At 42.5% G+C, this 13,389-nt stretch carries 9 protein-coding genes and 2 rRNA genes; 6 read left to right on the plus strand and 5 right to left on the minus strand.

Annotated features, from left to right (window positions below; translation table 11 throughout):
- Nucleotides 1–3: 3 nt before the first annotated feature.
- From F908_RS16010 to F908_RS14500, 3 genes are all read right to left on the minus strand, one after another.
- A protein-coding gene (locus F908_RS16010) for an IS4-like element ISAba33 family transposase (RefSeq protein ID WP_155756586.1) occupies nt 4–1,094 on the minus strand; the annotation gives its coding sequence in 2 pieces (ribosomal slippage) (nt 4–554 and nt 554–1,094; 1,092 coding nt in all).
- 569 nt (nt 1,095–1,663) lie between these two features.
- The gene (locus F908_RS14495; protein ID WP_005163626.1) at nt 1,664–2,566 is read right to left on the minus strand and encodes a GGDEF domain-containing protein; all 903 of its coding nucleotides are present in this window, start codon (nt 2,564–2,566) and stop codon (nt 1,664–1,666) included.
- Nucleotides 2,567–2,926: 360 nt separating this feature from the next.
- Nucleotides 2,927–3,493: a phosphorylase family protein gene (locus F908_RS14500; protein ID WP_005163629.1), complete on the minus strand. Its 567-nt coding sequence runs from the start codon at nt 3,491–3,493 to the stop codon at nt 2,927–2,929.
- Nucleotides 3,494–3,676: 183 nt separating this feature from the next.
- Here F908_RS14500 and ribF point away from each other — a divergent pair, with 183 nt between their 5' ends.
- The 6 genes from ribF to F908_RS14530 all read left to right on the plus strand — a co-directional run bounded on the left by ribF (nt 3,677) and on the right by F908_RS14530 (nt 10,101).
- Nucleotides 3,677–4,678 carry a riboflavin biosynthesis protein RibF gene (gene ribF / locus F908_RS14505; RefSeq protein ID WP_005163631.1) on the plus strand — a complete coding sequence of 334 codons (1,002 nt, stop codon included), beginning with the start codon at nt 3,677–3,679 and terminating at the stop codon, nt 4,676–4,678.
- Nucleotides 4,679–4,738: 60 nt separating this feature from the next.
- On the plus strand, nt 4,739–7,576 hold the full coding sequence (gene ileS, locus F908_RS14510) for an isoleucine--tRNA ligase (RefSeq protein WP_005163633.1): 2,838 nt from the start codon (nt 4,739–4,741) through the stop codon (nt 7,574–7,576).
- A complete protein-coding gene (gene lspA, locus F908_RS14515) occupies nt 7,569–8,099 on the plus strand; it encodes a signal peptidase II (protein WP_005163635.1) in 531 nt (176 codons plus the stop codon). The genes ileS and lspA overlap by 8 nt, the downstream gene beginning before the upstream one ends.
- A 1-nt stretch (nt 8,100) precedes the next feature.
- Complete coding sequence (locus tag F908_RS14520; protein ID WP_005163638.1) at nt 8,101–8,583, plus strand: FKBP-type peptidyl-prolyl cis-trans isomerase; 483 nt, start codon at nt 8,101–8,103, stop codon at nt 8,581–8,583.
- Nucleotides 8,584–8,687: 104 nt separating this feature from the next.
- Nucleotides 8,688–9,230, plus strand: coding sequence for an NADPH-dependent FMN reductase (locus tag F908_RS14525; protein WP_005163646.1), 543 nt, complete (start codon nt 8,688–8,690; stop codon nt 9,228–9,230).
- Between the two features lie 325 nt (nt 9,231–9,555).
- Nucleotides 9,556–10,101 carry a type 1 glutamine amidotransferase domain-containing protein gene (locus F908_RS14530; protein WP_005163648.1) on the plus strand — a complete coding sequence of 182 codons (546 nt, stop codon included), beginning with the start codon at nt 9,556–9,558 and terminating at the stop codon, nt 10,099–10,101.
- Nucleotides 10,102–10,165: 64 nt separating this feature from the next.
- Here the strand turns inward: F908_RS14530 and rrf are convergent.
- Both rrf and F908_RS14540 read right to left on the minus strand, forming a co-directional pair.
- Nucleotides 10,166–10,280 (minus strand): 5S ribosomal RNA (gene rrf / locus F908_RS14535).
- A gap of 195 nt (nt 10,281–10,475) precedes the next feature.
- Nucleotides 10,476–13,367, minus strand: a 23S ribosomal RNA gene (locus tag F908_RS14540).
- Nucleotides 13,368–13,389: the final 22 nt, after the last annotated feature.

Raw genomic sequence — 13,389 nt, forward strand, 5'->3', positions numbered from 1 at the left:
ATTTCATAGGGCCCTTGTCCTATCAGGCTTTTTCTTCCTTAAAATTGCGAGCACTTTCTTAAATTCTTCTTTTTTTCCAAAACCAATCAAACGTAGAATAGCCATTTGAACATAGTCCAAACCGTATCGAAATAAACTTACTGAAAGTCGTCCATGCTTCTTTATTTTTATCGCTTTTTTTCGATCATGTTGCCATTCACCTGTTAAATAGCACCAACAGAAACCGATAGCTAGTACTGCTATCAATTTCTTGACTCGTCTAGGGTCTGTTAAACGAGTATTTTCAAGATTGAATCCACGTCCTTTGAGACAACTAAATAAGGTTTCGATTTCCCAGCGTAATGCATAATCACGAATAGCAGAAGCATTAAACATAGGAGAAACAACAAGTAAAAGTTCTCCATCTTCTAATCGTAGCGCACTAATATACAGTTTCACTCGACCAACCCAAATACGTCGTTTACGACATTCAGTTTGACCCACTTGAAGATGACGAAATAAATCACTAATTTTATGATTCTTTGCTAAGTGATTGGTCACAATGAAGTTTTTTTAACACGTATACAGAAGTTAATGTCATTTTCAATTAACCATGTAAACCATTTCTCACCGATAAATTCTCTGTCTGCGAACACATTCACAATACGGTCTTTACCAAAAATGGAGATAAAGCGTTGAATCAAAGCAATACGCTCTTTTGTATCTGAATTTCCACGTTTATTGAGCAATGTCCAAACAATAGGTATCGCTATTCCACGATAGACGATGGCTAACATCAAGATATTGATATCTCGTTTTCCCCATTTCCAATTGGTTCTATCTAAAGTCAGTTGCACTTTGTCGAATGAAAACATATTGAAAATCAACTGAGAAATTTGACGATAATCAAAATACTGATCTGCAAAGAAGCGTTGTATACGTCGATAAAATGATTGTGGTGAGCACTTGATGGGTAAGGCTTTAGATGCGGAAGAAAGATTACATGTCTGTTTTACAATTAATGCCAGCATAATCAGTGTAAAACATTTTACATGTGACTTGTTCCACTTTAGATATTTGTTTAAGATGAGATGTAACTCATTGAAATGTGTCATCATATTCGTCGTCAGAAAACAAGTATTATGCCATTATTTCAATGAGTTATCTTCTTTTGTCGTGTACAAAGAATTTTAGCAATTGAAATACATAAGAAAAGCGACTTTGTGAGTCGCTTTTTCTTGCCAAATAATTAAGGCGATTATTCAATTAAGCTCATCAAAAATATAGAAAATTGATTAATAAACATACGTGAAACGTAAAAGATCAAGAAAAACCGTTCCATAGCGCCGTTTACTGAAACGGATTTATTTAAAACATTGATAATAAAAGGAAAAATTAAAGTGTTTCGCATAACCCGTATTATGTTAATTTTAGATAAACTTAATTTTTAATATCCATATAGCAGCTTTAAACAAAGTTAAAGAATTAGGCCGACCACATACCCGAATTGTCACTTAAATTTGTTTAGCTTAGAGAAACTCTATATTTAAAAGCTTCATGCAAAAAAGCCGAAAATAATCAAAACCGTGTGTTAGTATTATGGAAATAATAGTACCGTTTTTGGTCTCTAAGATTTTTTTGAATCGAATATCATTGACTTAAGTCCTTATTCGTAACAGCGCTCTCAGGCCGATACAATTCTGTCTTTCCCCGCATTTTTAGCTTCATATAAAGCTAGGTCAGCTCGTTTGATAGTGTCTTTGTATGAACGATCTTCCGGCACTATAACTGTCACCCCAATACTAACCGTGACAACTGAACTGTCCACTGAAAACTGGCTTAACTCTTTTTTGGAACTGTCATGTATACGCTTGGCAAACTGAATTGCCTGCTCATGCTCAGTATTGGGCAAGGCAACCACAAACTCATCACCACCCAAGCGGCAGGCACAATCAGTCTTCCGTAGTGTTGAGCGAAGAATGTTAGCTACTGCCCGAATCGCCTCATCGCCCACGTGATGCCCCTTGCCGTCGTTGATTTTTTTTAGGTTATCAAGATCCAACATCAAGATGGAAGTTGGCACTGAATACCTTACGTATGACTCATAGTCTAGCGTCAACTCATGCTCTAGTTTTCTTCGGTTGAAAAGGCCAGTTAGCTGATCGGTATCGCCTAGTTCTCTCAGTCTGATTTCCAGGTCGTGTCGCTTTGAAATATTACTTGCGACCCAGAGCACCACATCTTCGTCGTCCACAGAAAAACTCAGTGCCTGGATGCGTCCTTCAAACCAAATCGGTTTTTCAGGACCATGATCGGGTAGACCTTTTACATCACTGTTGCTCAATTCGTACTCTTCGATGATTAGTTCTCCTGACTCCAGAGTCCGGCCAATCTGTTCAAGAAACCAGTTGGCCTTATCAGGCTTGATTAAATCCGAAATATACAGACCAACGAGACAGGAACCATCGTGATAATAGCGCTTATCACGACCACCAAATACCGCAACGTACTTTCCACTTCGGGACAAGATAAAGGCAGGGTCTGGTAATGTATCAAGAACTATGGACATCTGCTCAATGTTAATCATGAAGTACTTCTTCTGCTTGATTTACAATAATTAACACATTACTCAAATAAAAATAAAATGCACGTATTTTTTGACCAAAAGCTAATACTACTGGCTATTTGGTGGGTACTGTTGGGTAATCCTCCCATAAATAACCGAAGTTAAAAGTAGAGGTACACATAAGTTAAAATTTTATAGAATTGCTTGAGTCCAAAATCTCTAATTAGCATGTATTGAAAACATGAATATTTATCTAAAAAGAGAACTATTTAACATAATGGGCATTACGCGAACTCAACACAAAATAACACTTTAGTTTCAACAACCCACCCACCACAAATAAGTCCACTAATTACATACCACAGTATTCAACCATTGCATTTAAAAATGGGCTTGATACAGCGCCAATAATTTTTGTGCGCCAAGCAGCAGATTCTCTTCCCAATCTAAATGAGCCGTATCATTGGCCCCATCGGTAATATATTTGACTGAAATCAAACGCACCCCAAGCTTCTGGCACACTTTGGCGAGGGCATAGGCTTCCATGTCCACCAGATTACAGGATACTTTTGGCTGTCCTGTTTCAAAGGAGTCACCTGTACCACAGATCCCTTTAGGTAAATGTTCAAAATGCGGCTGAACATGGATTTCGGCAGGAATGTCCTCATCCATTGGTGTCACACCCACCGCAAAACCCAGTGGAGACACATCCATATCACGCTGCACGAAAGTGATGACCTCAACTAGACTATGTGCATCGAAGTGTGAACTGCCTGCACTACCTAAATTGATCAGCGTTTTGCAGCCCGTCTTTTGAATCACTTCAAAGGCTTTAAACGCCGCATTGATTTTGCCAATGCCACTGTAATGAACGTCAATGCCTGCTTGTTCAAACAAGCCTTTAGATTCATTCGGCAATGCCATGATTAAAGCAATATCAGACTGCATCGTGATCACCCAACAATTTAAAATGCGTAGTGTAGCGAATTATCCACCAGAATGAAGCGGGCTAAGCAATCACCCTAAAAAGCCTTTCTCCGAATTTTTTACTGATGAAAAACACAACAACAAGACGAAACGCTGAGAATATGGCAATATATAGCCTTTGCAAAATCACTGTATTTAACGCCCATGAAGTTGCTTCGTCTCAACGCATTATCGCCAGATTTTCAGTTACCGCCGACTGCGGTCACGATTGGCAATTTTGATGGTGTCCATCTTGGTCACCAAGCGATGATTGCTCAACTGAAAACATTGGCTGATGCCAAAGGCTTAAAAACATTAGTGATGATTTTTGAGCCACAACCGCTTGAATTTTTTAAAGGTTATGACGCACCACCACGTATTAGCTCGCTCAGAGAAAAAGTAGAATATTTAACTGAGTTAGGGGTGGATTATATTGCTGTCGCCAAGTTTGATCAGTATTTTAGAAGTCTTAATGCAACCGAATTTGCTGAGCTACTCAAATTAAAACTCAATGCTCAAAGCTTAGTATTAGGTGATGACTTTCATTTTGGTAAAGACCGCCAAGGTAATAGCGAATTCCTACGCGATTATGGATTTGACGTCACTAATTTAAATACGGTGGCTTTAAATGGTGAACGTGTCAGTTCAACCCGTATTCGTCAGGTTCTACAAGAAGGTGATCTGGCATTAGCAGCCAAACTCTTGGGCCGTCCTTATAGCATCACAGGCCGAGTGCAATATGGTGATCAGATTGGTCGCACCCTTGATTTTCCAACCATTAATGTGCGTTTAAACCGCCACAAACCATGTTTAAACGGCATTTATGCGGTGGATGTGGTCTGTGAAAATGCATCATTAAATGCAAAAGTAAAACATTCAGATCCTGCCCTCAACGGGATTACAGGCTATCAAGCTGACAGTTTGTTTGGTGCAGGTCATGTCGGGACACGCCCAGCCATCAAACAAGACCAGCCAGAATGGCGATTAGAGGTACATTTCCCTGATGTTTCTGCTAATCTGTATGGCTTATTGATGCGGGTAACTTTTCTTCACTATCTACATGGTGAACTGAATTATCCTTCGCTTGAAGCACTCAAAGCTGGAATCGATGATGATGTGCAAAAATTACGAGACTATCGTGAACGCACACCAGAATTTCCTTTTTAAATTTAAATTTCATTTGTAATACATGTCAGTTTAGACTGATAAAACTGGAAGAAAACTTGCATGAGCGATAAGCAAACTCCTGAAAATGCAGTGGATTATAAAGCCACACTCAATTTGCCAGATACTGAATTTGCCATGAAAGCAAATTTGGCTGTGCGTGAAGCCAAATGGTTAGAAGAGTGGTATGCCGACAACATTTATCAGCAGATTCGCGCATCGCGTATTGGCCAGAAAAAATATGTACTTCATGACGGCCCTCCATATGCCAATGGTCAAATCCATTTGGGTCATGCAGTCAATAAAGTCCTCAAAGACATTATTATTAAAAGCCGTGTTATGGATGGCTTCGATGCGCCATACGTACCAGGTTGGGACTGTCACGGTCTGCCAATCGAACTGAAAGTAGAAGAAAAAGTCGGTAAAGTGGGCGTTAAAGTTGATGCCTCAACTTTCCGTAAAGCCTGCCGTGAATATGCCTACACCCAGGTTGAATTACAGAAAAAAGACTTCGTGCGCATGGGCGTGTTTGGTGATTGGGATAATCCATACCTCACCATGAACTTTAAGCAAGAAGCAGACATTGTTCGTTCGCTTGGCGCAATTGCCAAAGCAGGTCATATCGAACCCGGCTTAAAACCTGTGAACTGGTGCTTGGATTGTGGTTCTGCGCTCGCAGAAGCTGAAGTTGAATATGAAGATAAAAAGTCTGATGCGATTGATGTTGGCTTTACAGTTGTTGATCTTAAAGATTTAAGCAGCCGTCTTGGTGTTGATGTCCAAGATGTGACTGATATTGTGATCTGGACAACTACACCTTGGACGTTGCCTGCTAACCAAGCCGTTGCACTCCATGCTGAAATTGACTATCAATTGGTTCAAGTGATAACTGAACATGGCAAGCAAAACTTTATTCTTGCCAAAGATCTGGTTGAATCTGCAATTGAGCGCTATAAGCTTGAAAATCCAGTGGTACTGGCTGATTTTAAAGGTTCAGCAATAGAGAGTGTCTTATTACAACATCCTCTGATTACTGATCGCCAAGTGCCTGTTATTTTAGGTGAACACGTTATCGCAACCAGCGGTACAGGTGCAGTACATACCGCTCCTGGACACGGTGTGGACGACTATAAAGTCGGTCTGCAATACAATCTAAAAGTCGATAATCCTGTCGGTGGTAATGGCGTATATTTACCAACTGCACCGATTTTTGCGGGTGAGCATATTTACAAAGCCAATCCAAAAATTATCGAAGCTTTGGGTGCTGTCGGTCGTCTATGGGCGCATCAGCCAATCAAACACAGCTATCCACACTGCTGGCGTCATAAAACCCCAATTATCTTCCGTGCGACACCTCAATGGTTTATCAGCATGGATGCCAAAGGTTTGCGTCAAACTGCTTTAAATGCGATTGAAAATGACATCGAATTTGTTCCAGATTGGGGTAAAAATCGTATTCAATCGATGATTGAAGGACGCCCTGACTGGTGTATCTCACGTCAACGGACTTGGGGTGTGCCAATCCCATTCTTTGTACACAAAGATACCAATGCTTTGCATCCTCGTACGCCTGAATTGATCGAAGAAGTCGCTCAACTGATCGAACAAGAAGGGATTGATGGTTGGTATAACCGTGATGCGAGCGATTTTATTGGCGCAGATGCTGAACAGTATAATGCCGTACGCGATACACTTGACGTTTGGTTTGACTCAGGTACTACACATTATGCAGTGTTGCGTGAACGTGAAGAGTTACAAGACCCAGCAGATCTGTATCTTGAAGGTTCTGACCAACATCGTGGCTGGTTCCAATCGTCATTGTTAACTTCAATTGCGATTAATGAACGTGCACCGTATAAGGGTCTACTCACTCACGGTTTCGTCGTGGATGAGAAAGGTCGTAAGATGTCTAAATCATTAGGCAACATCATCACCCCACAAGATATTATTAAAGATATGGGTGCAGATGGCTTACGCTTCTGGATCGCATCTGCTGACTATCGCTATGAAATGACCGCAGGTAAAGAAATCTTTAGCCGTGCCTCTGATGGTTATCGTCGTATCCGTAATACTTTACGTTTCTTATTGGCAAACTTAAATGGCTTCAAACCATCAACTGATGTTCTACCCGTAAATGAGTTGATTGCATTAGATCAATACATCTTACAACGTGCTGCTGATGTTCAAAAAACCATTCAGCAAGCCTATGAAGAGATGAATTTCCATATTGTCACCAATGCATTGACCAACTTCTGTATCAATGACTTGGGTGGGTTCTATCTCGACATCATCAAAGATCGTCAGTACACCACTAAAGCAGATTCACAAGCACGCCGCTCTGCTCAAACAGCGCTATATCATATCGTGCAAGCTTTTGTTCGCTGGATGTCGCCAATCTTGAGCTTTACCGCACAAGAAGCTTGGCCATTAATTCCTGAACAAACTGGCAAATATGTATTTACCGCTGAATGGTATGACATTCCAACTGCATCAACAGCAAATTTACTGTCTGAAGCAGATTGGCAAACATTGATTAGCGTAAAATCAGCAGTAAATAAACAGATTGAAGCCGCACGTAACGCTAAACTGGTCGGCAGTAACTTATCTGCCAAAGTTGAACTTTGGGCAGATGAAGCATTACAAACATTGTTAAACCAATTGGCTGATGAATTACGTTTTGTCTTGATCACTTCTCAAGTCATCGTTCACTCTTATGCTGAACAAGGTGAAAACACGGATCTTGCAGGATTACGTGTCCAAGTCTCCGCAGCAGATGGTGAAAAATGTGTACGTTGCTGGCATGTATTGCCAGATGTAAATACACACGTTGGTCATACTGGATTATGCGCTCGTTGTATCGTCAACGTCACTGGCAGTGGCGAAGTGAGAAAGTATGCCTAATACACAAGCAAAAAAAGGCTTGTTTCAATTTTATCCGCACAATTTACTTTGGCTTGGGCTATCAGTCCTTGCCATTGTGTTGGATCAATGGACTAAATGGATTGCGAGCTCACATTTAAATTATGCAGATCCCGTTCCAGTACTGCCTTTTTTAAACTGGACCTTACTGCATAATCATGGCGCAGCATTCAGCTTTTTGTCAGATGCGGGTGGTTGGCAACGTTATTTATTTACCTCTTTGGCGGGTGTAGTATCCATCATTTTTATTTTTTGGTTGATGCGTATGCCAAAGAAAATGATCGTTCTACCTATGGCAATTGCCCTGATTCTAGGTGGTGCAATTGGTAATTTAATTGACCGTGTTAGCTTAGGTTATGTCGTCGATTTCATCCACATTTATTATCAAAATAACCACTTTCCTGCGTTCAATCTTGCGGATAGTGCCATTACTTTAGGTACTATTTTACTACTGATTGATACCTTCTTCCTTGAAAAGAAACGCAACCCAAACATGGAAAATTAAGATGACTGAAATTATCCAACCCAACGAAGAAATTCGTATTCAAGATGGCTCAAAAGTCGACTTACATTTTTCCGTTTCAATTGAAAATGGTGTTGAGATTGACAATACACGTAATCGTGAAGAACCTGTCAGCCTCGTAATTGGTGATGGTAACTTACTACCAGGATTTGAAAAGGCATTGTTTGGTTTACGTGCAGGCGACCGTCGTACTGTGCATTTACCACCTGAAGATGCGTTTGGTCCTTGGAATGCTGAAAATATCCAAATCTTTGATACGGTTAAATTTGAACAACGCCCTGTCGTTGGTCATATGATTGAGTTTGAAGATAAAGCCAAAGCAACGTTGTTCGGCATCGTAAAATCCGTCAATGACGACACTACAGAAATTGATTTTAACCATCCTCTTGCTGGTAAAAATATTACCTTTGAAGTAGAAATTTTCAGAGTTACCCCGGCTGGTCAGCAAGGCATCAAATTGATGTAACAAAAAAGCTCTCAAATGAGAGCTTTTTTTTACGCTAAAGAAAAGTATAAGATCATTAAAAGTATTCATTTTTAAAATCAAAGCAATAACGCAGGAATTTTACTATGCTCATTTATATTATTGTTGGTAGTGTTCGCGAAGGCCGCATGGCAATTAAAGTGGCCAATTGGGTACTACAAGCAACCACTGAACTCGCATTAAAAGATATTCAAACCGAAGTTGTTGATCTTAAAGAATGGGACTTACCGCTATTTGCCGGTTCTCATCCACCTGCAACAGGCATTTATGATCAACCTAAACAACAGCAGTGGGCAGATAAAATTGCGCAGGCACAGGCATTTATCTTGATTAGCCCTGAATATAATCATGGCTATAGTCCAGCACTCAAGAATGCCTTGGACTATCTCGGTAAAGAATGGCAAGGCAAATCTGCTGCTTATATTGGATATGGTTCAACCAATGGCTCACGTTCAATTGATCAAATCCGTCAGGTAGGTACACAACTTGGGCTGGTTGATTCTAATGCGGTTCTTGAAATCCGAGATATTTTTAAACGAAACCACACAGAAACTTTTGAGGCAAATGAATTTGAAATTAAGGCGCTCAAAGCCATCATTGAAAAATTACAGAAATACCATGTGAGATAGATGTCAGCTTAAACTTACAGTAATCAGGGTCATTAACCAATATACTGCCATCAACTTTAGTTTTAATATACGAATCATATAGAGAGGAAGTCTCATTCAAAATAACAAGATGCACAGGATGTAGTTGTTTATAGGAAATAAACGACAATAAACTGAATATGAAGAAGCCCCGTCAGGATGATGGGGCTTCTTTTTTTATTATTTTCACTATGTAACAAAATTTGATAACGTATCCATCGAGATACAATCCGCCGATAAAAGCCCTACACTTTTCAGGCTTTTGCATTGTTAACCTAGAAATCAAATAATATTGAGGAATTTCACAATGGTTAAAAAGGTATTATTTATCACTTCAAATGTAGGCGTAGAGCATGATGAGCTGATTCAGCCACTGGAGTTTTTAAAAGGAAAAGGCATTGAAGCCATACATGCCGCCGAAAAGACGGAACCTGTACAAACGGTAAAAAGTGATAAAGAACCTGGTCCAAGCTACCCTCCACAAGTCTCATTGGAGCAGGTCTCAGTGGAAGACTACGATATTCTGGTTATTCCTGGCGGTACAGTCAACGCAGACACCCTTCGTCTTAATGAACATGCGCATCGGATCATTCAATATTTCACTGATCAAAACAAACCGATTGCCGCCATTTGCCATGCACCCTGGACTTTGATTAATGCCGAGCGTATTAAGGATAAGAACCTGACCTCTTATAAAAGTATCCGCCTCGATCTAGAAAATGCAGGCGCACATTGGACAGATGAAGCTGTTAAGCGCTGTAATAAAGGGGGTTGGTTACTCATTACTTCACGCTGCCCAGATGACATCCCCCAGTTTAATGAGGCGATCCTAAGCGAACTGAACAGCTTGTAAAATTCTGCATTGTTTAGACAAAAAAACACCCCTAACCGTTAGGTTAGGGGTGTTTGTATTTAAAAGCTGGCGATGACTTACTCTCACATGGCAAAGGCCACACTACCATCAGCGCTAAGAGGTTTCACTTCTGAGTTCGGGAAGGGATCAGGTGGTTCACTCTTGCTATTGTCGCCAGCAAACTGTTGTGGTGTTTTGGGGTCTTACTGATCATGTTGTGTTTTCACTTCATGTCTGCCTTACTTACGAACCAAAGAGTTATTAACGGATTAGATATTGAGTCTAACTTTGTGTTCAGCATTTTAACTAGTTTTCACACTAAATCAAGTTATGTATTGAATTTATCTTGAATACAACAACTGTTTGGGTGTTGTATAGTCAAGCCTCACGAGCAATTAGTATTGGTCAGCTTCACACGTCACCGTGCTTCCACACCCAACCTATCAACGTCCTAGTCTCGAACGGCTCTTTAGAGGAATAAATTCCTAGGGAAATCTTATCTTGAGGTAGGCTTCCCGCTTAGATGCTTTCAGCGGTTATCCCTTCCGAACATAGCTACCCGGCGATGCGACTGGCGTCACAACCGGTACACCAGAGGTTCGTCCACTCTGGTCCTCTCGTACTAGGAGCAGATCCTCTCAAATTTCCAGCGCCCACGGTAGATAGGGACCGAACTGTCTCACGACGTTCTAAACCCAGCTCGCGTACCTCTTTAAATGGCGAACAGCCATACCCTTGGGACCTGCTTCAGCCCCAGGATGAGATGAGCCGACATCGAGGTGCCAAACACCGCCGTCGATATGAACTCTTGGGCGGTATCAGCCTGTTATCCCCAGAGTACCTTTTATCCGTTGAGCGATGGCCCTTCCATACAGAACCACCGGATCACTAAGACCTACTTTCGTACCTGCTCGACTTGTGGGTCTCGCAGTTAAGCGCGCTTTTGCCTTTATACTCTACGCGTGATTTCCGACCACGCTGAGCGCACCTTCGTACTCCTCCGTTACTCTTTAGGAGGAGACCGCCCCAGTCAAACTACCCACCAGACATGGTCCTCGCCCCGGATTACGGGGCAGAGTTAGAACCTCAACATTACCAGGGTGGTATTTCAAGGACGGCTCCATTGGAACTAGCGTTCCAACTTCAAAGCCTCCCACCTATCCTACACAAGTAAGGTCAAAGTTCAATGTCAAGCTGCAGTAAAGGTTCACGGGGTCTTTCCGTCTAGCCGCGGGTACACTGCATCTTCACAGCGATTTCGATTTCACTGAGCCTCTGCTGGAGACAGCGCCGCCATCATTATGCCATTCGTGCAGGTCGGAACTTACCCGACAAGGAATTTCGCTACCTTAGGACCGTTATAGTTACGGCCGCCGTTTACTGGGGCTTCGATCAAGAGCTTCGCTTACGCTAACCCCATCAATTAACCTTCCAGCACCGGGCAGGCATCACACCCTATACGTCCACTTTCGTGTTTGCAGAGTGCTATGTTTTTAATAAACAGTTGCAGCGGCCTGGTTTCTGTGGCTGCCAATAGCTCAGGGAGCAAGTCCCATCACCGTCAGCAGCGTACCTTCTCCCGAAGTTACGGTACCATTTTGCCTAGTTCCTTCAGCAGAGTTCTCTCAAGCGCTTTGGTCTACTCGACCTGACCACCTGTGTCGGTTTCGGGTACGATTCCTGTGTAACTGAAGCTTAGAGACTTTTCCTGGAAGCATGGTATCAGCCACTTCACTGTACAAGTACAGCTTGCTATCAGTTCTCAGCATAGAGTACCCCGGATTTGCCTAAGATACATGCCTACAACCTTCCACCTGGACAACCAACGCCAGGCTGACTTAACCTTCTCCGTCCTCTCATCGCATTACACAGAAGTATTGGAATATTAACCAATTTCCCATCGACTACGCCTCTCGGCCTCGCCTTAGGGGTCGACTCACCCAGCCCCGATTAACGTTGGACTGGAACCCTTGGTCTTTCAGCGAACGGGTTTTTCACCCGTTTTGTCGTTACTCACGTCAGCATTCGCACTTCTGATACCTCCAGCATGCTTCTCAACACACCTTCATCGGCTTACAGAACGCTCCCCTACCACGTGTCTAAAATTCAAATCCGCAGCTTCGGCACATAGTTTTAGCCCCGTTACATCTTCCGCGCAGGCCGACTCGACTAGTGAGCTATTACGCTTTCTTTAAAGGGTGGCTGCTTCTAAGCCAACCTCCTAGCTGTCTATGCCTTCCCACATCGTTTCCCACTTAACTATGATTTTGGGGCCTTAGCTGGCGGTCTGGATTGTTTTCCTCTTGACTACGGACGTTAGCACCCGCAGTCTGTCTCCCGGATAGTACTCATTGGTATTCGGAGTTTGCATCGGTTTGGTAAGTCGGGATGACCCCCTAGCCGAAACAGTGCTCTACCCCCAATGGTATTCGTCCGAGGCGCTACCTAAATAGCTTTCGGGGAGAACCAGCTATCACCAGGCTTGATTAGCCTTTCACCCCTATCCACAAGTCATCCCCTGGCTTTTCAACGACAGTGGGTTCGGTCCTCCAGTTAGTGTTACCCAACCTTCAACCTGCTCATGGATAGATCGCCTGGTTTCGGGTCTACACCCAGCAACTAAACGCCCTATTAAGACTCGATTTCTCTACGGCTCCCCTATACGGTTAACCTTGCTACTGAATGTAAGTCGCTGACCCATTATACAAAAGGTACGCAGTCACCGAACAAGTCGGCTCCCACTGCTTGTATGCATGCGGTTTCAGGATCTATTTCACTCCCCTCACAGGGGTTCTTTTCGCCTTTCCCTCACGGTACTGGTTCACTATCGGTCAGTCAGGAGTATTTAGCCTTGGAGGATGGTCCCCCCATATTCAGACAAGGTTTCACGTGCCTCGCCCTACTCGTCATCATTATGTGTGCCCTTTCGTGTACGGGAATATCACCCTCTACGTTCGCACTTCCCAGAGCGTTCCACTAGAACACACACAACTTAATGGGCTGATCCCCGTTCGCTCGCCGCTACTAAGGGAATCTCAATTGATTTCTTTTCCTAAGGGTACTGAGATGTTTCACTTCCCCTCGTTCGCTTCATAAGCCTATGTATTCAGCTTATGATACCCGCCTTATAGCGGGTGGGTTCCCCCATTCAGAAATCTCCGGATCAAAGGATATTTGCCGCCTCCCCGGAGCTTATCGCAGGCTATTACGTCTTTCATCGCCTCTGACTGCCAAGGCATCCACCACATGCACTTAATTACTTGACTATACAACCCCAAACAGTCGTTA

Source organism: Acinetobacter sp. NIPH 284 (genome assembly GCF_000369425.1).
GTDB lineage: Bacteria > Pseudomonadota > Gammaproteobacteria > Pseudomonadales > Moraxellaceae > Acinetobacter.

Coding starts and splice junctions, on each gene's coding strand:
- F908_RS14495 (WP_005163626.1), bottom strand. CDS start 2,566: ATGATTAACATTGAGCAGATGTCCATAGTTCTTGATACATTACCAGAC.
- F908_RS14500 (WP_005163629.1), bottom strand. CDS start 3,493: ATGCAGTCTGATATTGCTTTAATCATGGCATTGCCGAATGAATCTAAA.
- ribF (WP_005163631.1), top strand. CDS start 3,677: ATGAAGTTGCTTCGTCTCAACGCATTATCGCCAGATTTTCAGTTACCG.
- ileS (WP_005163633.1), top strand. CDS start 4,739: ATGAGCGATAAGCAAACTCCTGAAAATGCAGTGGATTATAAAGCCACA.
- lspA (WP_005163635.1), top strand. CDS start 7,569: ATGCCTAATACACAAGCAAAAAAAGGCTTGTTTCAATTTTATCCGCAC.
- F908_RS14520 (WP_005163638.1), top strand. CDS start 8,101: ATGACTGAAATTATCCAACCCAACGAAGAAATTCGTATTCAAGATGGC.
- F908_RS14525 (WP_005163646.1), top strand. CDS start 8,688: ATGCTCATTTATATTATTGTTGGTAGTGTTCGCGAAGGCCGCATGGCA.
- F908_RS14530 (WP_005163648.1), top strand. CDS start 9,556: ATGGTTAAAAAGGTATTATTTATCACTTCAAATGTAGGCGTAGAGCAT.